Source organism: Marinomonas communis (assembly GCF_004363305.1).
In the GTDB taxonomy this organism is placed as follows: Bacteria; Pseudomonadota; Gammaproteobacteria; order Pseudomonadales; family Marinomonadaceae; genus Marinomonas; species Marinomonas communis.
In genome coordinates this window covers 529,216-549,774 of sequence record NZ_SNZA01000002.1, presented here as the reverse complement: position 1 = coordinate 549,774, position 20,559 = coordinate 529,216, and the positions used below count along the sequence as shown (strand labels likewise).

The window sequence follows — 20,559 nt, the reverse complement described above, 5'->3', positions numbered from 1 at the left end:
TTATATACACCGATATATAGGCAATTCATGCCTAGCAGCCGAAACAGGAAACGAATTTTATGACCATAAAACTCGGCATTGTGATGGATCCGATCCATACGATTAACTACAAAAAAGACACTTCACTAGCCATGCTTTGGGCAGCCGCAGACAAAGGTTGGTCTATCTACTATATGGAAGCCAAAGACCTGTATCTTCAAAATGGCAAAGCCCATGCTTTCACTCAACTGTTAAACGTCTATAAAGACCCTGATCACTTCTACGATCTTGGTGAAGAACAAAGTATCGAGCTTGGCGAGCTTGATGTCATTTTAATGCGCAAGGATCCACCTTTTGATATCCCATTTATGCACGCAACCATGATCCTAGATCAAGCTCAGCGTGATGGCGCGATAGTCGTGAATAACCCTAAGGCTTTGCTTGAGTGTAATGAGAAGTTATTCGCTACCCAGTTTCCACAATGCTGCCCAGAAGTATTGGTGACACGCCGCTCGGACTTACTAAAAGCATTCCACAAAGAACATAAAGACGTTATTTTCAAACCGCTTGATGGAATGGGTGGTAGCTCTATTTTCCGCGTTAAAGAAGACGATAGTAACGTCAGTGTTATCATCGAAACACTGACGAACATGGGCGCAGAGCAAATCATGGCGCAAAAATACATTCCTGAGATCAAAGATGGCGATAAGCGAATTTTGATTGTGGATGGCAAACCCATTCCTTATGGGCTTTCACGCATTCCAGCCTCTGGAGAAACTCGCGGTAATCTTGCGGCAGGCGGAAGAGGCGAAGGTCGCCCTCTTACAGAACGTGAGCTATGGATCTGTGATCAAGTCATCCCGACTCTGAAAGAGAAAGACTTAATGTTTGTCGGATTGGATGTTATCGGTGACTACCTCACTGAAATCAATGTCACCAGTCCAACCTGTGTACGCCAATTAGACGAACAGTTTGGCTTAAACATTGGCATGACATTATTGGATGCCATTGAGGCTCGTTTAGCGACACACTAACTCCTCTATGCGTACAGCCGATCGTTTCTCCATCACCTTGTTTATCGCCATCAGTTTGCACCTGTTGGCGATAACATTGGTCAACTTTGACTTTTCACTGGGTCAGCCGCCGGCTCGTAAAACGCTTGAAGTCACATTAGTTCAGCATATAACAGACGCCCCGAAAGAGGCGGATTTTATTGCTCAAGCAAACCAGCAGGCTAGCGGCACAGAGTTACGCAAGCAAAAGCTAACCACAACGGAGACGGCTCAATTTCGCGCTGATACCGTTCAAGATATCACCCCACCAGTTCAACCTGAGTTGGCCTCCGCAGAGCCCGTCAACGACCCCGATTTGATTGCCAGTCAAAATCAGAATGATGTTTTCCAAGTGCTCAAAGAACCTGAGCAGCAAAACAAAACCCTTGAAGAACAATTCTTAGGCAAAACACAGGTCCCTAGCCGCCTATCAAGTGATATTGCGACACTTGAAGCACTGCTTGATCAACAGCGCCAGGAGTACGCCAAACGCCCTCGTATTCGTCGCCTGACATCGGTTTCAGCAAAGTCAGCCATCGACGCAAAATATCTAGATGATTGGCGTCGACGAATTGAGCGAATAGGTAATATTCACTACCCTTCAGAAGCGAAACAGAAGCATCTGTATGGGCAACTAAGGCTTGCGGTATCGATCCTACCGAATGGCTATGTCGATGATATTGAGATTCTGCATTCATCCGGCATCCGTATTCTCGACGACGCTGCGATGCGTATTGTCCGTTTAGCTGAACCCTTCGACACCTTCCCAACTGAGCTGAAAAAAGAAGTGGATCAATTAGAAATCATTCGTACTTGGCAATTTGTGCCTGGGGACCGTTTACGTAGCCAGTAGGCGTTAAACTTACAGGCTTAACGCTGCATATACTCTCTATGGCTAAGGTGCTCTCAGTACTTTAGATAGGGCCACACTTGTCGATACTCTGAAGCCATTTACGCACAAAAAAGCCCTCACAATGGAGGGCTTCTTCGGTATCTGTAAACGCGGTAGCGGTTAGTGAAATTCCGCTTCGCCCATGGCCAGTCGGATTTTCTTCATAGCATTCTTCTCAAGCTGTCGAATACGCTCAGCAGAAACACCGTACTCATCCGCTAAATCATGCAACGTTGCTTTATTCTCGTTCAACCAACGCTTGATCAGAATGTCTCGGCTACGATCGTCTAGCTCAAGCATTGCGCTTTCAAGACGACGGTTGGAATCTGCTTCCCAGTTACCGTGCTCAAGCACAATCGCAGGGTCGTAGCTGGAATCTTCTAAGAAGTTAGCGGGTGCTTGGAAAGCATTGTCGTCATCGTCATCGCTGCCAGCGTCAAATGCCATATCAGTGGAGCTCATACGACCTTCCATCTGACGTACCACTTCAGGCGTTACCCCTAAATCGCTGGCCACTGACTCAACTTCGGAATTACTCAACCAAGTCAGACTTTTCTTAGCGCTACGAAGGTTAAAGAACATTTTACGTTGTGCTTTTGTGGTCGCCACTTTCACAATACGCCAGTTCTTCAAGATAAATTCGTGAATTTCTGCTTTGATCCAATGCACAGCAAAAGACACCAAACGTACCCCAACTTCAGGGTTGAATCGTTTAACTGCCTTCATCAGACCTACGTTACCCTCTTGAATCAGGTCGCCCTGATTAAGGCCATAGCCCGAGTAACTTTTCGCAATATGTACCACAAAGCGTAGGTGAGACATGACCAGTGAGCGCGCAGCTTCAAGATCGCCTTGGTAATAAAGACGTTCGGCTAATTCATGTTCCTCTTCCGCTGACAAAATCGGAATGGTACTAACGGCCTGAACATACGACTCAAGATTCTGTCCTGGAGTCATCATGTCGATTGGCTGGAGAGCTTTACCCATTTCTATTTCACCTCTTCGTGTTCATACTGAGTATGAGCAAATACTAGCAACAAAGTTCACACTATGTGTGCCGTAAATGTGGAGATTTTCGCGTTATTCGTCAATATAAACGCGCTTTTTCTTCCTCATTTACTGTAATTCAATATCGCGAATATGACGACTCACCGCTATCCAAGATCCGATCACGCCAATAAACGCGCTAATAGTTAAACACATTATAATTTCGACTGCATTAAAACTTTGCAACTCAAAGCCTGCATGGTATAGCTCAATCAAACGCTCTGCTGGAGCACTCACCCACCACGCTAAAATCATAATGCATAAGCATGCAAACACGCCCCCTAAGACACCGAACCAAAACCCCATGTAAAGGAAAGGACGACGGATATAGCTGTTCGTCGCGCCGACCAGCTTCATCACTAACACCTCATCGCGACGACTTTCCACGGCCATGCGTATGGTGTTACCGACGATTAAAAGTACGGCAATGACTAACAATGCAGAGATGGCGTATACAAAGCGTTGACCAAAGTTAATCATGGTTGCCAAACGCTGCAACCACTCGGCATCTAATTGCGCATATTCAACCTGAGGCAAGCTTTGTAGGTGGTCACGCAAAGACTGTAGCTCAGGCAGTGTATTCAAGTCTACGATCGCTTTGGGAATGACTTTGAGCACAATCGGCAGAGGGTTTTCAGGCAGTGTTGACATAATCTGCTCGTAACCACTGGACTGCTCAAAATAGCGCAACCCCTCTTCTTTAGAAATGTACTCCACCGACTCAACGTCAGCACGACTCGAGAGTTGGTGGGAAAGTGCCAACGCTTCGGTATCTTCCAAGTTGGAAAACAGATACAGCGAGATCACCGATTGCTGCTCCCACTGATCCGTCACTGACTGCACATTTTTTAACAGTACAAACAAGCCACCAGGTAATGAGAGGGAAATCGCCAACACCATTACTGTCATAAGGCTCGCGAGGGGATGAGCGATTAGGCGCGTAAAGCTTTCAATGAGGAAAGCTTGGTGCTGGCGTAAATACAGCTTGAAATCAAAGCTTGGTGCGCGCCACGCCGATTGACGATTATTGCTGAGGCTTTGGCGGGTCGCCCCTCTTTGCGCTGGGCGCTGCTGTGGAGGCTTGGCCATTTAAGCGAACCCTCCATCATTAACCATACGCCCTTGGTTTAGGGTTAAAACACGATGACGCATTCTCGCAACCAAGGCTAGATCGTGACTGGCAACCAATACTGTCACCCCCACACGATTAAACTCTTGGAACAAGTTCATAATCTCTGCTGAGAGTCGCGGGTCTAAGTTACCTGTCGGCTCATCGGCCAGTAGCAACTGCGGTTTATTCACAACCGCCCGGGCAATACCAATACGCTGCTGCTCACCACCGGATAACGCCATAGGGTTGAGCTTTTCTTTGCCAAGTAGACCCACTTTGTCTAACGCTGCACGAACACGCTTGCCTGTTTGCTCATCGTCAGCGCCACTGACTTGTAACGGCAACGCCACATTGTGAAACACACTGCGATCAAATAAGAGTTGGTGGTTTTGGAAAACAACCCCCACGCGACGTCGGTGAAATGGGATGGCGCTTTTGCCAAGCGTACGTAGATCAACGCCATCCACCAAGATTTTGCCCGTAGTTTGGCGCTCAATCATCATAATGAGTTTCATCAAGGTACTTTTACCAGCCCCTGAGTGACCTGTGAGAAATGCCATTTCACCCTGCTGCAAGTGGAAACTCACCTGCGACAAGGCATCATGGCCGCTCTCGTATTTCTTACCTACACGTTGAAACTCAATTTCCACGCCAACATCCCCTGTGGTTGATCGACTAAATCTACCTGTTACTCGCTATCAAATAAAGCGTCGATAAACTCTTGGGATTTAAACGGACGTAAATCATCAGCCTGCTCACCAACTCCAATGTAACGAATCGGTAAACCAAACTGCTTCGCAATGGCAAAAATAATACCGCCTTTAGCCGTACCGTCTAATTTCGTCAAAGTGATGCCCGAGACACCTACCGCTTCGGTAAACAGTTTCGCTTGGCTAAGCGCGTTTTGACCTGTTGCCGCGTCCAATACCAACATCACTTCATGTGGTGCTTCAACATCTAGCTTCTTCATAACACGAACCACTTTTTCCAGCTCAGTCATCAAGTTCGCTTTGTTTTGTAGACGTCCAGCCGTATCTGCGATGACAATATCCACGCCTTTGGATTTAGCCGACTCAATAGCGTCATAAATCACCGAAGCAGAGTCCGCGCCGGTATGCTGAGCAACCACAGGTACGTTGTTACGTTCACCCCAGACTTGTAACTGTTCAACCGCCGCCGCACGGAACGTATCGCCCGCAGCCAGCATCACGCTCTTACCTTCCGCTTGGTATTTCTTCGCTAACTTACCGATCGTGGTGGTTTTACCAACACCGTTCACACCCACCATTAAAATGACAAATGGGCCTGGCTTAGCAGTAGGGTCTAATGGCTCTTCAGAATTCACTAGAATGTCTTTTAACTCTCCTTTTAGGGTCGCCATCAAAGCATCGGTGTCTTTCAGTTCTTTACGGTTCAGTTTTTCTGTCAGTGTATTAATCAAAGATTGCGTTGCTTCTACACCCACATCGGCCATTAATAGCTGTGTTTCGAGGTCTTCCAGAAGATCATCATCGACCTTTTTGCCGCCCATCAATAGCGATGACAAGCCAAAGCCACCGCGGGTACGAGAAAGGCCAGCTTTAATACGCTGAGACCAAGACAATGCTGGCACGGACTCCGCGGCTTTTGGCGCTTCAACCTCTGCTACTGGCTCAGGTTGGGCTGATGGCTCAACTGCTGCGCCCGGCTTAGAGACTTCTGTGGTTTGTGCTTCGTCAGTCGACACAATAGGCTGTTCGGTTGAATCCGCTTCAGCTTTCACAGAGGTCTGGCTTACTGCTTCTTCATCCGCTGGCTCGGCAGACTCCTTTGCTTCGGCAACAGGCTCTGCAGGCTTTTGTTTCGCTGCTTTGATATCGGCATCCATGCTTTTCATTACTGAACGCTTGATATAAAAAGCAATGATAGCCAGTAAAACACCCAAGCCAATCGGCGCAAAACGAGCGTATTCACCAAAGTAAGGGGTTAAATAAGCGATAATCTGATCTACAAGTTCCATTCACATCTCTCTAAATTGATCCCAATGGATGGGTAACTGAATCGCGACGTCTCAAGCAGGTCTAGCCGTTTTAGACGATGGGTGCGTTAAAAGCGGTGATTTTAGCATCATTCCTAATGGCAAAAAGCCCCAGTTTCATGGAAAAATGTACCTAATCTTTCTCATTCAGCGACTTTTACCATGTTTCATCGCGATAAACCGTTATTTAGCCGTCCTGTTCTGGCCGTCATTATTGTCGCCTCGACATTGGCCGTTTGGCTGCTCAACCTAACCGATCCCAAAACCGTGTTAGAGCAGCCTAACATTAGGTCGTGGCAAACCAGCAGTCATATTCCGGTGTATTGGGTTGCACAGGACACTTGGTCTGGTAGCGACAAAGTAGAAATGACCATTGTCTTTCATGGTGAGTCTCAATATTCAGCGCTAACGAAAGCAACATGGGAATTGTTAACAGGCCCTACTCTCCCTTTGAGTACCGCCACAATTAATCAACGCTTAACGCCGTTAGCCGCCAAGGCTGAGAGCCACTTCACAGCGCAGCAACAGACGCTGCAAATATCCTTTAGCAACCAACCACAGTACCTCAGTGCCACCATGAAGGTACTGGATACTTGGTTAAATCAAACTCAATTCAAGTATTCAGCACTGCAAAATAGAGCCCGCAACAATGTACCGGACTCAGTGTCGCAACAACTTTTAATGCAGCTATGGCCTGAATACGATATTTCCGATACCGCCAACAGTCCCCTAACAACGGCTATGTTGGAACAACATTTGGCCAACATTAAACAGTCGGTTTCACATATTATCGTCGCGGGCGCATTAACCGAGTCCGCGCAATCACAGTTGCAGACGGCACTTGATCAACTGACGCAAACCATGGCGCACAGGACTATACATTCTTCTTTGGCCAATGCTTCAGAGCCTCAAACTAAAGTACTTGGTAACCATGATCTACAGGCCTTATATGGCGCGATTGCGTTAACTCCATTGCAATCGGTTACCGATTGGCTAGCACTGCAAATCTGGGCCAAGGACTCTCTGGAGCGTCAAAAACAACAGCTGCACAGCAACATCGGCCAATGGCAGCTGCATTTATCCCCTTGGCAACCTTATGTGACTTGGCAACTGCAAGCGGCCCAATCTGTCTTGGCAGCTGATGCCAGCACTCCAGCCCCTGAATCCAGCTGGATCCTCCCCAATACCCTACCCAGTTATCAAGACAGCAAAGCCTTCTCTGATCTAAAAGCTCAGCTGTTGGCTCAACTGGCCAATCTGAGTCAAAACCCCACATGGTGGAGCGCAATCGGAAGCCGTGTCGCCTACCCAAACTCCCCATTGGATCTGGCTACCTTCGCTGAGCACTACAGTGAGGCGGCAAACTCTTTTACAATGTCGCAATATCAAGCTGCAATTGACCGATTGCTCGTTATTTCATCTCGCCAAGAAGTGTTAGTTAAATTATGAAGAAATCTCCCTCTCGTGCCCGCCCCAAAACAGCCAGCAAAGGCGGCGCTTCCAAGCTTCGTATTATTGGTGGCGAGTGGCGCTCTAGGCAGTTGCCTATCATCGAGCTGGATGGCTTACGCCCGACCACGGATCGCGTTCGAGAAACCGTGTTCAACTGGTTAAGCTTTGAGGTTCCGGGCGCTCGCTGCTTAGACTTATTCAGCGGTTCTGGTGCACTGGGTTTAGAAGCGCTCTCTCGTGGTGCGAAGGAATGCACGTTCGTGGAACTGAATCGCTCCGTTGCACAACAAATCGAGCGCAACCTAAGCACCTTGCAGGCGAGCAATGGTACCGTATATAACACGGATGCTTTAAGTTTCTTACAAGCCAATCCAGCACCCTTTGATGTCATCTTCTTGGACCCACCTTTTCGAAAAGGGCTCCTAGAGCAAGTACTGCCAAAACTTGATGAGCGGTGGTTAGCAGCCAATGCTTACATCTACATTGAGAGAGAAAGCGAAGCTCAGTTGAGTCAACTCCCAGATCATTGGCAACTCAAAAAAGAAAAGCGTGCTGGGCAATTGACGTTTGCACTGTATCAAGTGTCCACTTAATTTAACTTCGTAAACTGTGCACGAAGCTTGCATACCCTAATCAAACTGCTCTACTTTTGAACAAGGCAGTACAAAAATGATGAGGGTATGCGGTATGTTGAATAACTTGTCTTTTCGAGCCAAGCTTATGCTGTTGCTGGCATGTGCTATCGTTGGTTTTACACTTGTGACCTGGGTAGCGATCCAGGGTATGAATGCACAGCAAGAAGCCAATCGGCAACTCCGTCTTTACGGGGATATTGGTTCAGGCGTGGATAAAATCAGTCTGGGGATATTAGAAGCCGCAGACCAGTTGCGAAGTTTAAATGAAGAGAACTTCGCAGATTATCAAGCGATGCTATCTGGCCGTAAAAATGAAGATTTGGAGATTCTAGAAAAAGACATCCATCTAGTGAACCAACCCGAGCTTCAACAGGCGCTACAAGATTCGAAAGACAAACTCAGCGCCTACGCTGATTCCCTCTTAATGATTGCTGAAAACCTAAGTATTACAGGCTTTGACAACCAGTCTGGATTAAAAGGAGAAATCACCCGCTTAGGCGATGAGATTTCAACCAGTATCGAGCGCCTCAGCCTGCTTAAAAAAGAGTTCATCAATGCACGCAAGTTTGAAGCCGTTTATTTAAGCGAACCTTCCGAAGTGGTTCTTCAAGACTTTCAAAAAAGTTTTGCCCGCTTTGAATCCAAAGTAGATAACTTTGGTTTTAACGACTCGATAGGCCCCGTCGCTAAACAATACTACGAAGCCTTAATGGGGTATGGGCCTGCTTTTAGCGCGCTTCAGCAAGCAGAAGCTCAATTCGATGAGAACAAGCTATCTTTCGCACAAGCACAATTTCAGTTGGCGGAACTCATTGCTGAATTTGTGAAAGAAGCTGAGGTTGCCTCTGATCAACAAAGCCAACAGTCCTTAATTACTCTCCTAATCGTAAGCATTGGTGTCTCAATCGTTTCCATTTTGCTGATGTTGAGTATCGGCCGCAGTGCACGAAATACCTTGATGAAAGTCATCTCTGATTTAACCAAGGTAAAAGAAGGTGATATGACGGCACAGGCATCGATTAATCATAAGCGCAACGATGAGTTTGATGCCTTAAGCCAATCGCTTAATGAAATGACCGGAGGCTTAGGTGGCGTATTAACAGAGGTGGTCAATACCACTTCTAACGTTAGCACCATGATCGATGAACTCAATGGCGCCATTACTAATATTGCGGACAACAACCGTTCCGTCACAGATAGAACAAAATCGCTGGCCGTCGCCACAGACGATATTTCCAGTCGGATCACACACTTATCGTCTACTACCGATGAATTACGTGAACACTCAAGCGAGACATATGAGTCAGCCAAAGCGGGCGCGAAAACGATTCGCGTGGTGCTAGACAACCTCAATGGGACCGTGGAAGCAGTTAACCTAACAGGCAAACAATTAGATGAGCTAGGACGACTATCCTCAGACATTGATAACGTTATCGGCATGATCAATGATCTGGCCAACCAAACGAACCTTCTAGCGTTGAATGCTGCCATCGAAGCTGCCCGCGCAGGAGAAGCTGGACGAGGCTTCTCCGTGGTTGCAGACGAAGTGCGCTCACTGGCGGAGAAAACCGTCGATGCCACCTCGAAAATCACCGATATTGTCGGCACGATTCAAAGCTCAACTCAAACAGCCATTAGCACCATGGAGCAAGGTCAAGAACGCCTGCGTGTTATTGAACAAAATGGTGGTGAAGCGGAAGAAGCGATTCGAGTGATTGAGAATAATGCCCAAACCAGTTCGCAGGCTTCTGACAACATGGCCGCAGCCATTCAAGATGTGGCCAGTACAGCGGTACAGATGAGTTCAGAAATGGAGCAAATCGCTCATCAGTTAGGTGAGGACAGCCACTCAATTGAACTCATCGTTAACAGTGCACAGCAGATTCATGGCTTAGCCAACACACTGGCCGACAAAACACGCGTGTTCACCCTCAAAAATTCATAGCAATGCTGCCGCCCCCGTAGCCTCAGGGCGGCTTTTACCTGCATCCGCTTGAAGCCCTCTTGCGCAAACGCTAGACTGTGCCTCCATTTACGTAAAATGCGTTAGGCCGCGGTTCTGCGGTGTTCAAACTTTCATTGGGAAACGCTAAACCTATGCCGGATACCATTCCTGTCGATTCAGTTGGGCTTGTCACGCCTCAGGTGGCACATTTTGATGAGCCTCTAGTGCTTGCGTGCGGACAAACCTTGCCAAATTATCAGTTGATCTACGAAACGTATGGCCAGCTGAACGCTGACGCTAGCAATGCAGTGCTTATCTGCCATGCATTGAGCGGCGACCATCATGCGGCAGGCTACCACAGCATGGACGACAAAAAGCCAGGTTGGTGGGATACAGCGATTGGTCCAGGTAAGCCAATTGACACCAATACCTTTTTTGTTATCAGCTTAAATAACCTAGGCGGCTGCTGCGGCAGTACAGGGCCAACCTCTGTCAACCCAGCAACAGGAAAGGTTTGGGGAGCAGAATTCCCAATGGTGACCGTGGAAGACTGGGTTGAAACCCAAGCACGCCTTGCCGATCGTTTTGGTATTCAGCAATTCGCTGCCATCGTTGGTGGCAGTTTGGGGGGTATGCAAGTGCTTGAATGGAGCATTCGCTACCCTGATCGTTTACGTGGAGCAGCGATCATCGCCTCAGCACCTAAGCTTTCAACACAGAATATCGCCTTTAACGAAGTGGCACGTCAGTCGATCCGCCGTGATCCTGAGTTCCATGACGGGAACTATCAAAGCCATGACACTATCCCAACGAACGGTTTAGGTTTAGCACGCATGTTAGGGCACATCACCTATTTGTCAGACGACTCCATGGGTAATAAGTTTGGCCGACAAATGCGTCACGATACTTACCAGTACAACTACGAAGTCGAGTTCGAAGTAGAAAGCTACCTGCGCTACCAAGGCGAGGCCTTTACCAAACGCTTTGATGCCAACACCTATATGTTGATGACCAAAGCGTTGGATTACTTTGACCCGGCTGCTCGTGAAGGCGGTGACTTAGCTAAGGTGCTGAGCAAAGCACAATGTGAGTTCTTATTGGTATCGTTCACAACGGACTGGCGTTTCTCGCCAGAACGCAGCGAAGAAATTGTCGATGCCTTAATCCGTTCAGGAAAGCATGTAAGTTACACCAAAATCGAAGCGATTGAAGGCCACGATGCCTTCCTATTTCCGATTCCTCGTTACATGGCAGCCCTGCGTGGCTTCTTGGGTCGAGCAGCAAAACACCTTTCAAAGGAGAATGCCTAAATGCGCGCGGATCTCGAATTAATCAGCGATTGGGTTGCTCCCAATACTCGTGTGCTTGACTTGGGTTGTGGTAACGGTGCGTTATTAAGCCACCTTTCAGAGCATAAAAATGTCACCGGTTATGGCCTTGAAATCGATGCTGAGAATATCAACATCTGTATCGAAAAAGGCATTCCTGTGCTTGAGCAAGACATTGATGAAGGTCTTAAGAACTTTGATGACCAAGGCTTCGATGTGGTGATTATGGCCCACGCGCTACAGCAATTCCGTCGTCCTGATCTACTATTAGACGAAATGCTACGTATTGGTAAAGAAGCGATCATTACCTTTCCGAACTTTGGTCACTGGCGCAACCGTGTACACCTAGGTATCAAAGGTCATATGCCGGTGTCTGAGTTTTTGCCATACAACTGGTACGACACGCCAAACATCCACTTCTGTACTTTTAAAGATTTTCGCGACTTATGTCAGTCAAAAGGCTTAAAAGTACAACGTTGGGCTGCCGTTGACGGACAATTACGCGATCACTGGTGGACTCGCTTAATGCCCAACTTATTTAGCGAGACTGCTATCTTTAAAGTTAGCCGCTAAATTAGGAGCTCTGTTATGAAATGGTTATTAGGCGTTGTTAGCGCCTTGATGATGTCCGCTGTGCAAGCCGATCAAGTGACCCAGTTTGGTGACTACCAACTGCACTACAACACCTTTGAGTCCACTTTCCTAACGCCCGAGATTGCCCATCAATATGGCCTGACCCGCACCAAGGGTCAGGCGCTTTTAAACGTTGCCGTAACGACCCAGAGCCAAGGCGAGTTACCACTATCGCAACGGGCACTGGTCAGTGCAAATGTAAAAAACTTATTAGGACAAATTGTCTCACTATCTTTTATAACCATCGAAGAAGGCGATGCGGTGTACTATTTAGCACCGTTTACCAAGACCGATGACGAAATCTTAAAGTTCACTGTTAACGCAAAGTTAAGCGCCGACAGCGCCCCCATGACAGTGAATTTCCAACGCCACTTTTACGTGGACTGAAGGTATTCCTATGAGCCAAACCATCGTGCTTGCCAGCAACAATGCCGGCAAAATCAAAGAATTTAACGAACTGTTAAGCCAATTTAACTTTGAAGTAAAACCACAAGGTGACTTTCACGTCGCGGATGCAGAGGAAACAGGCTTAACGTTTGTAGAAAACGCGATCTTAAAAGCACGCCACGCCTGTGCCGAAACTGGTCTACCAGCTTTGGCTGACGATTCCGGTATTGAAGTCGATTTTCTTAACGGCGCACCGGGCATTTACTCAGCGCGCTTTGCTGGGGAACATGGCAACAATGAAGCCAACAATGCATTGCTACTCGAAAAGCTTGCTGGTGTTCCTGAAGAGCAACGTACGGCTCGCTTCCATTGCGTGCTGGCGTTTATGCGTCACAAAGACGATCCAACACCGATCATTGCCCATGGCTCATGGGAAGGTCGCATTCTGGAATCGGCTGAAGGCGTCGAGGGCTTTGGCTACGACCCGATTTTCTTTGTCCCTGAAAAAGGCTGCAGCTCAGCGAGTTTGCCAAAAGAAGTGAAAAACCAACTTAGCCACCGCGCTAAAGCGTTAGCGGAACTGGTTGAGGCGTTTAAAGCCCGTCAAATGCTATGAGCCAATTGCCACCTTTAAGCCTTTACATTCATGTGCCTTGGTGTGTACGAAAATGCCCTTACTGCGATTTCAACTCACACCAAGCCGACCGCTTTGAGGATCAAGGCAAGCTGCCAGAGCAAGCTTACCTTGATCAGCTGATTGCCGATTTAGAGGTGGATCTGCCCTATGTGGCCGATCGCCCTATTCAGACCGCGTTTATTGGTGGTGGCACACCGAGTTTGATGAGTGCTGATTTCTACTATCTGTTGTTCGATCGCCTACGTGAAAAACTGAACTGGGTCGAAGATGCTGAAATTACCATGGAAGCCAATCCTGGTACGTTCGAGCAAGAGAAATTCGCCCATTTTCGTAAAGCAGGCATCAATCGTTTGTCGATCGGTATCCAAAGTTTTCAGCCAAACCTGTTGAAAACCCTAGGAAGAATCCACAATCGCGAAGAAGCAATCGCCGCTGTGGATAAGTCTCGTCAGGCAGGATTTGATAATATCAATCTAGATTTGATGCATGGCCTGCCTGATCAAAGCGTTGCAATGGCCCTTGAGGATCTAAAATTGGCCATTGAATTGAACCCAGAGCATTTGTCTTGGTATCAATTAACCATCGAACCAAACACCGAATTCTACCGTCGTCCGCCAACCCTTCCGGAAGACAATACCCTTTGGAACATTCAAGACGAAGGCCTCACTTTGCTTGAGCAAAACGGTTATTCGCAGTATGAAATTTCTGCTAATGCCAAAACGGAACGCCAAGCACAACACAATTTGAACTACTGGCGTTTTGGCGATTATCTCGGCATTGGTGCGGGCGCACATGGCAAAATTACGCTAACAAATGGGGAAATATTTCGTACCCGAAAGACCCGACACCCCAATCATTACCTAAATAATCTACCAGAAGCCCTTTGTATCAAGGAGGCGATCGCTCCTGAAGAGCTACCTCTTGAATTCATGATGAACCGCTTACGTTTGTTTGAGGAATTCCCACTTAGTGATTATGAGAAATACGCCTATCACACTGTTCCAAAAGAACTTTTTGAATCTTGCCAGAAAGCGGTCAAGTTAGGATTATTAGAGCAGGATGCTTGGCATCAAGGCATCATCCGTACCAGTGAAAAGGGCAAATTGTTCTTAAATGAATTGCTCGAATTATTCTTAGAGAGCTAATATTCTCACTCCTTACGATTGTTTGACATCAAATTAATATACTGCCATCCTCCCCACGAATTGCTGTAATTGCCTCTTATTGAGGCGATTTACAGTTAGTAAAGTACTTCTACCTCTAAGTAGAAATAAGATTCAAATAAGGGTCCATTCTAACGAATAGACACTGCGACAATTGGAATGCAGACGCAAATCCGGTCCAAGAGACTCGGCCTTCATTCCAATTGTTACTGCCTTAACCGTTTGGGAGTAAGTAACACTATGAGTAAAGAGAAACCGGCAGTCGGTCGGGATGAGTACGATACGGACTATAAAGCCGGCCAGGATAACGTACAGTTCCTCGGTTTAGATGTGCACAACCCTGTGTTTGGTATTTCAGCCTTCATCATTTTTGCATTTGTCATTGGCTCTATTGCCTTTCCTGACAGTGCGAAAGAGGTGCTCATGGCAGCGCGTGGTTGGTCGATCAATAATTTTGATTGGTTCTACATGATTGCCGGCAACATTTTCGTGCTTTTCTGTTTGGCGCTCATCTTCTTGCCGATGGGTAAGATTCGTCTTGGCGGCACCGATGCCAAGGCCGAGCACTCCACCATTGCTTGGTTCTGTATGCTGTTCGCAGCGGGTATGGGTATCGGCTTAATGTTCTGGAGTGTTGCTGAGCCTGTGGCTTACTACACAGGCTGGTATGGCACGCCACTTAATGTTGAAGCCCGTTCACCGGAAGCTGAGTCTCTCGCCATGGGCGCGACCATGTTCCACTGGGGGCTTCACCCATGGGCAATCTATGCAGTAGTTGCCCTAGCTCTGGCTTTCTTCGCTTACAACAAGGGTCTGCCGCTCACGATCCGCTCTGCTTTTTACCCTCTTTTTGGTGAGCGTGTATGGGGTGTTCTTGGTCACTTTGTCGATATCCTCGCAGTGATTGCAACGATTTTTGGTTTGGCCACTTCACTAGGCTTTGGTGCACAACAAGCCACCAGTGGTCTGCATTTCCTATTTGATATTCCGAATACGCTGACCACTCAAATCGTTGTGATCGCAGTGGTGACAGGTGTTGCGATTATCTCTGTAGCGCGTGGTCTAGATGGCGGTGTAAAACTGCTATCTAATATCAACATGATCATTGCAGCGTTGTTGGCTATTTTCGTATTAATCGTTGGCCACACCGGTGCGATCTTTGGTGCCATGGGCACCACGTTAGTGGGTTATATCGAAAATATCCTACCGCTAAGTAACATGGTGGGCCGTGAAGATGAAACCTTCTACCACGGCTGGACAGTATTCTACTGGGCATGGTGGATTAGTTGGTCACCATTCGTAGGTATGTTTATCGCACGTGTTTCACGTGGTCGTACCGTTCGTGAATTCATCATCGCTGTACTACTTGTACCAACCTTAGTATCGGTTGTTTGGATGGCCATCTTCGGTGGTTCTGCAATTGAGCAAGTGCAACAGGGCACAGGTGCACTAGCAGATGGTATCGGTGAAGTATCACTCGCAATGTTCCAAATGTTTGAGCACCTACCACTGACGTCTGTGATTTCTTTCATCGCTATCGTGCTGGTATTGGTGTTCTTTGTCACATCTTCTGACTCAGGTTCTTTGGTGATTGATGGTATTACTGCAGGTGGTAAAACCGATGCGCCAATGTCGCAACGTATCTTCTGGGCCGTTTTAGAAGGCATCATTGCCGTAGCTCTGCTAGTGGGTGGTGGTTCTGAAGCCCTGACAGCCATTCAAGCCGCGGCGATCACCATTGGTCTACCGTTCACTCTGCTATTGTTAGTGATGTGTGTTAGCTTGTTCAAAGGACTTAAGTCAGATCTTAAGTTCGTCAAATAACATTTCGTTGGACAAGGCTTAAAAACATCAGCGATGGCACAACTTGATTGAGTTGTGCCATCGGCTTGGTTATACTGGCCGCCTCTTAAGGGAGTAATCTTCTTCTTTTACGAAGATTCTATGTCAACATAATTGAGCCTCAAGCTCATGGCATAGAAGTCCATAGTTGCCAGCTTTGGATTGATGAGACTTAAGACGAGTACTTGGCTCAGGTGGGCACAAGTGGTTCGTCTTATGTTTAATCGCCCACCGCAGGATACGACTAATGGAAGCCGTCCTTACTTCAATCTCCACTGTTGCTTTAGCCGAAATGGGTGATAAAACCCAGTTACTGGCTTTATTCTTGGCAGCACGCTTTTCTTCTAAATTTCAAATTGTACTGGGCATCGTTGCTGCGACAGTGATCAATCATCTGATCTCAGCTTGGTTTGGGGTACAAATCACCAATTGGATTCCGGGATCATGGTTAAACTGGCTCATTGGTGCTAGCTTTATTGCCGTAGGTTTGTGGATTTTAATCCCAGATAAAGACGATAGTGGAGAGAGCAACGTCTTAAAATCTGGAGCTTTGATAGCTACGTTCGTTCTGTTCTTCATCGCAGAAGTGGGCGACAAAACACAGATCGCTACCGTATTATTAGGGGCTAAGTACCATTCAGTATTGTGGGTAACGATTGGCTCTACTGTCGGTATGTTATTAGCTAATGTGCCTGTCGTTTACGCTGGGCAATGGCTATTAAAACGTATTGATCCAAAGAAAACCCGTATCGCAGCCTGTGTATTGTTTATCTTAATGGGCATAGCTGCCATTCTCTACCCAGCCGTCTAAACGAGGATTTTAATGGACGTCGAACTCTCAGAAATTCTGGATACCTTATGCGAATACGCGCCCTTCTCAGACCTGAAGGACGAGCCTATTTTGCAGGATATGGTCAAAGATATTGAGATCCAATATGTGCGTGCAGGAGAGTGGGTGATTGCACCCGAAGCACGCAATGACACCCTGTTTTTTATTCGCTCGGGCGCCATCGAGAACAAAAGCAAAAGTGGTAAGTTGCTGCGTCGTATGCACGAAGGGGACATCTTTGGCTCCTCTTCTTTGCTACGTGGCGGGCGCTCATCACAAACCATGCGTGCACTCGAAGACTCTTTGTTGTATCGCATTCCCGCTCGATGGTTTATTCAGTTTTACAGTGAGTTCGACGCATTTTCTGACTTTTTCGAGCTATCTCGCGAAGTACGCCTGAAAACCGCCATGGACAATCAGTCTTCTGATTTGTCTCTTATGACGTGTCCGGTGCACTCTCTGCTGCGTCGTCCCCCTATTACTGCCAGCCATACGGTGGATATTAAAACCGCAGCCAATATTATGGCCAACGAGCGTGTCTCTTCTTTGTTAATCACCGAAGATGACGCGCTTGTGGGCATTTTGACCGACCGAGATTTACGAAACCGAGTGGTTGCGCAAGGACTGCCTCTCGATGTTCGTGTCGATATGATTATGACGCAAAACCCCATCACCATTGATGCAGGAGATTTTGCCGCGGAAGCCGTGTTGAAAATGATGGCCACCAACATTCACCACTTACCTGTCATCAAGAATGATCGACCAGTTGGAGTGATCAGTACTGGCGATCTGGTTCAGCGTGAAAGCCATGGCTCAGTCTATGTGATCAGCGATATCTACAAACAAGAAGACGTCGAAGGTTTGGTTGCGATCAGTAAGAAAATGTCGCACATATTCACGCAACTCGTTAACGCGGACGCCAACACACAAATGATCGGCAACGCCATGTCCCATATCGGAGTCGCCTTTGTGAAGCGTTTGATTCAACTGGCGGAGCGACAACTGGGCCCTGCGCCGATTCCCTATTGCTTCTTAGCGTTAGGCTCGCAAGCTCGTGAAGAACAAATCATCAGCACCGACCAAGACAATGCGCTGATTCTGCATGACCGCTATGATCCAGCACTTCACGGGGATTACTTTCGCGAGCTAAGCGACTTTGTCTGTGACAACCTAGATCGCTGTGGCTACCCTTTGTGTACCGGCGATATCATGGCGAAAAACCCGAAATGGCGCTTATCTTTATCGGATTGGAAACGCACGTTCGGCGAGTGGATCGAAAAGCCTAAAGCCGAAGCTTTATTACACGTGTCTATTTTCTTCGATTTGCGCGGCATCTATGGCGATAAAACCTTAGCCCGCCAGTTAAACAGCCATATTCGTCAACTGGCGAAAGCCAATAAGGGCTTCTTATCTGCTCTGGCACGTAATGCGAACCAACGTACGCCACCGCTGGGCTTTTTCCGTCAGTTTGTACTAGACGGTGAAGGCAAACAATCTCGAACATTCAACTTGAAGTCTCGCGGCATCGCTCCTATTGCAGACCTAGTGCGCGTGCACGCTTTGGCACTGGGCTCCAATAAGCTTAATACGTTTGAGCGATTAGAAGACATCGAAGAGGCAGGCGTGATGCCAGATGGGCGCGCTCGTGATCTCATCCTCGCCCTAGAAATGATCGGCATGGTGCGCATTAAAAACCAGAAAACTCAGGTCGAAGCAGGAGAGGAACCAAATAACAAAGTGGACCCAGAAACCCTGTCCGAATTTGAGAAGCGCCATTTACGCGACGCATTTAACATTGTCTCTCGACAGCAAGAATTCTTAAAATACCGTTACCCAGGAAAAGGCTAACCACAGCGTATGACGCTCGACAATCTTCCAGAAAACTGGCAGCAAGCCTACCAAGAGATGGCCAACAGCACCCAATCCGACGCCTTAAAGCGGTTTTATCAAGCCGGCGTGAAGGGCCTTGATTGTCCTTTAGAGGAAGCCCCTTTGGTCGCCTTGGACATTGAAACCACTGGGCTTGATTCGGATGAGAATGAAATTGTCAGCATTGGCTTGGTGTCCTTCTCGTTGCAAGCCATCAAGCTGCGCAGCGCCCAATATTGGTTAGCCAAACCGCATTCGGCGTTGACTGCTGAGTCGGTTACTATTCATGAAATCACCCACTCTGAAATCCAAGATGCGCCACGCTTGTCGAGCTTTCTGGATGAAGTATTGGATGCGATCGCAGGGAAAATCGTGGTGGTGCACTGTGCCGCCATTGAGCGGCCATTTTTGTATCGTGCCGCCATGAAGCACTATGGGGAGCCGTTATTATTTCCGATGATCGATACCATGGCACTGGAGGCGAACATCACCTTTAAACCTTGGTGGAAACGCTTTGGTCGACAGCCTTCGTTGCGCCTAGATGCCTGCCGCCAACGCTATCACTTACCTCGCTATCGCGCCCATCAAGCATTGATGGACGCGGTATCCTGTGCTGAGCTGTTTCAAGCACAAGTGGCACATCAACATGTAAACAAACAAGATTTGACTAAGCTGTACTGCTATTAACAGCAGGGCAGCTCAATCCTACTTTTAACTTAGTTTGTAGTTCCACATTACACGAAGGACGCAAGCCCAAAAACATTTCTGCTGCGATACGCCCTTTCTCTACCGTTTGCTGATGCACGGTTGTGATGGAAGGATGAAAGGTATCACTCTCTGGAATACCGTCGAAGCCGACCACATGTAACTCTTCTGGTACACGCATCCCCATATGTAATGCAGCTTGTACTGCAGCTAAAGCAATCCGGTCACTCATACAAAGCAGCAGCTGGGGGCGATTAGCCATCATTAAGGCCTCGCGCGCCGCTTGATAAGCTAACTTATGAGTATTATGTGGAATGTTCCAAATCTGTTCCGAGGAGATTTGCATGCCGTTCTGTTCGAGAGCTCGGCGATAGCCATGCAAACGTTGGATCGAAATCGATGTATCAGCGTCCAATAATTCATCATCAAAAATACGACAAACACGATCGGTCTCTAATAGCTCAAGTCCCATGATCGCTACCGATTGGGGACGATGCTGTAATGCATGAACCGCAATATCAAAAGCCCCCTGCTCATTCGTCACGTTTACGGATGAAGCACCGGGAATATGACTGTCGACTACCACCACATTCTTGCTCTTATCTAGCCAAGGCGCATCACGATATTGTTGCGATTTATAACCATAAACGATGAATCCATCGACCATGGAAGACTGCATACGCCTTTGCGAGTCGGACGATAGCTCTGATGCAGAGAGCAGCAGCATATTGTAATTGTTCTTTTCTAATACCTCTGCCATGCCCGTAATAAACTGGTTGGCAACAGGATCTGAAAGCGAATAGCTCAACTCGTCAGACAAAACAATGCCGACAATGCCCGTGCGCCCGGTTCTCAAACTGCGTGCCGCGGCGTTGGGGCCGTAATACCCCATCTCCTTACAGCGAGAGAGAATACTCTCCTTAAGCTTGGCAGACAGCTGATCGGGGCGATTAAACGCATTGGAAATCGTTGCTGTCGAGACGTTCAATTGCTCCGCAACATCTTTAAGTGTTAATTTCTTTTCATTTTTCATAAA

The 20,559-nt window shown here is 47.5% G+C and carries 19 protein-coding genes and 1 riboswitch; of the genes, 14 read left to right on the top strand and 5 right to left on the bottom strand.

The features are described from left to right. Positions 1–59 precede the first annotated feature (59 nt). Both gshB and C8D85_RS08980 read left to right on the top strand, forming a co-directional pair. Positions 60–1,013, top strand: coding sequence for a glutathione synthase (gene gshB / locus C8D85_RS08985; RefSeq protein ID WP_133561801.1), 954 nt, complete (start codon positions 60–62; stop codon positions 1,011–1,013). A 7-nt stretch (positions 1,014–1,020) separates the two neighbouring features. Further along, positions 1,021–1,884, top strand: coding sequence for an energy transducer TonB (locus C8D85_RS08980; protein ID WP_133561799.1), 864 nt, complete (start codon positions 1,021–1,023; stop codon positions 1,882–1,884). 159 nt (positions 1,885–2,043) lie between these two features. On the opposite strand, the gene rpoH is transcribed toward C8D85_RS08980, so the two are convergent. From rpoH to ftsY, 4 genes are all read right to left on the bottom strand, one after another. Beyond that, positions 2,044–2,910: an RNA polymerase sigma factor RpoH gene (gene rpoH, locus C8D85_RS08975; RefSeq protein ID WP_133561797.1), complete on the bottom strand. Its 867-nt coding sequence runs from the start codon at positions 2,908–2,910 to the stop codon at positions 2,044–2,046. 129 nt (positions 2,911–3,039) lie between these two features. Beyond that, positions 3,040–4,059 (bottom strand): permease-like cell division protein FtsX, encoded by a 1,020-nt coding sequence (gene ftsX, locus C8D85_RS08970; RefSeq protein WP_133561795.1) that lies wholly within the window; start codon positions 4,057–4,059, stop codon positions 3,040–3,042. Next, complete coding sequence (gene ftsE / locus C8D85_RS08965; protein ID WP_133561793.1) at positions 4,060–4,731, bottom strand: cell division ATP-binding protein FtsE; 672 nt, start codon at positions 4,729–4,731, stop codon at positions 4,060–4,062. A gap of 38 nt (positions 4,732–4,769) precedes the next feature. After that, complete coding sequence (gene ftsY / locus C8D85_RS08960; protein ID WP_133561791.1) at positions 4,770–6,080, bottom strand: signal recognition particle-docking protein FtsY; 1,311 nt, start codon at positions 6,078–6,080, stop codon at positions 4,770–4,772. 180 nt (positions 6,081–6,260) lie between these two features. Between ftsY and C8D85_RS08955 the strand changes: the two genes are divergently transcribed. From C8D85_RS08955 to C8D85_RS08900, 12 genes are all read left to right on the top strand, one after another. Continuing rightward, complete coding sequence (locus C8D85_RS08955; RefSeq protein ID WP_133561789.1) at positions 6,261–7,547, top strand: hypothetical protein; 1,287 nt, start codon at positions 6,261–6,263, stop codon at positions 7,545–7,547. Further along, on the top strand, positions 7,544–8,143 hold the full coding sequence (rsmD, locus tag C8D85_RS08950; RefSeq protein WP_133561787.1) for a 16S rRNA (guanine(966)-N(2))-methyltransferase RsmD: 600 nt from the start codon (positions 7,544–7,546) through the stop codon (positions 8,141–8,143). Before C8D85_RS08955 ends, rsmD begins: the two co-directional genes overlap by 4 nt. A 94-nt stretch (positions 8,144–8,237) precedes the next feature. Next, entirely contained in the window at positions 8,238–10,130 is a 1,893-nt protein-coding gene (locus C8D85_RS08945) for a methyl-accepting chemotaxis protein (protein ID WP_133561785.1), read from the top strand. Between the two features lie 152 nt (positions 10,131–10,282). Then, positions 10,283–11,440, top strand: coding sequence for a homoserine O-succinyltransferase MetX (gene metX, locus C8D85_RS08940; protein ID WP_133561783.1), 1,158 nt, complete (start codon positions 10,283–10,285; stop codon positions 11,438–11,440). After that, positions 11,441–12,031 (top strand): methionine biosynthesis protein MetW, encoded by a 591-nt coding sequence (metW, locus tag C8D85_RS08935; RefSeq protein ID WP_133561781.1) that lies wholly within the window; start codon positions 11,441–11,443, stop codon positions 12,029–12,031. A 15-nt stretch (positions 12,032–12,046) separates the two neighbouring features. Continuing rightward, positions 12,047–12,478, top strand: coding sequence for a DUF4426 domain-containing protein (locus tag C8D85_RS08930; protein ID WP_133561779.1), 432 nt, complete (start codon positions 12,047–12,049; stop codon positions 12,476–12,478). Positions 12,479–12,488: 10 nt separating this feature from the next. After that, positions 12,489–13,094, top strand: a complete 606-nt coding sequence (locus tag C8D85_RS08925; RefSeq protein WP_133561777.1) for an XTP/dITP diphosphatase — start codon at positions 12,489–12,491, stop codon at positions 13,092–13,094. Then, positions 13,091–14,260: a radical SAM family heme chaperone HemW gene (gene hemW, locus C8D85_RS08920; RefSeq protein WP_133561775.1), complete on the top strand. Its 1,170-nt coding sequence runs from the start codon at positions 13,091–13,093 to the stop codon at positions 14,258–14,260. The genes C8D85_RS08925 and hemW overlap by 4 nt, the downstream gene beginning before the upstream one ends. 258 nt (positions 14,261–14,518) lie before the next feature. Then, positions 14,519–16,102 carry a BCCT family transporter gene (locus C8D85_RS08915; protein ID WP_133561773.1) on the top strand — a complete coding sequence of 528 codons (1,584 nt, stop codon included), beginning with the start codon at positions 14,519–14,521 and terminating at the stop codon, positions 16,100–16,102. A gap of 84 nt (positions 16,103–16,186) precedes the next feature. Next, a riboswitch (yybP-ykoY riboswitch) is annotated at positions 16,187–16,284 on the top strand. Between the two features lie 83 nt (positions 16,285–16,367). Then, positions 16,368–16,931 carry a TMEM165/GDT1 family protein gene (locus tag C8D85_RS08910; RefSeq protein ID WP_133561771.1) on the top strand — a complete coding sequence of 188 codons (564 nt, stop codon included), beginning with the start codon at positions 16,368–16,370 and terminating at the stop codon, positions 16,929–16,931. Between the two features lie 12 nt (positions 16,932–16,943). Next, on the top strand, positions 16,944–18,797 hold the full coding sequence (locus C8D85_RS08905) for a DUF294 nucleotidyltransferase-like domain-containing protein (RefSeq protein ID WP_133561769.1): 1,854 nt from the start codon (positions 16,944–16,946) through the stop codon (positions 18,795–18,797). 9 nt (positions 18,798–18,806) lie between these two features. Further along, complete coding sequence (locus C8D85_RS08900) at positions 18,807–19,505, top strand: 3'-5' exonuclease (RefSeq protein WP_133561767.1); 699 nt, start codon at positions 18,807–18,809, stop codon at positions 19,503–19,505. Here C8D85_RS08900 and C8D85_RS08895 read toward each other — a convergent pair. Beyond that, positions 19,486–20,556 (bottom strand): LacI family DNA-binding transcriptional regulator, encoded by a 1,071-nt coding sequence (locus tag C8D85_RS08895; protein ID WP_133561765.1) that lies wholly within the window; start codon positions 20,554–20,556, stop codon positions 19,486–19,488. The genes C8D85_RS08900 and C8D85_RS08895 overlap by 20 nt on opposite strands. Between the last annotated feature and the right edge of the window lie 3 nt (positions 20,557–20,559).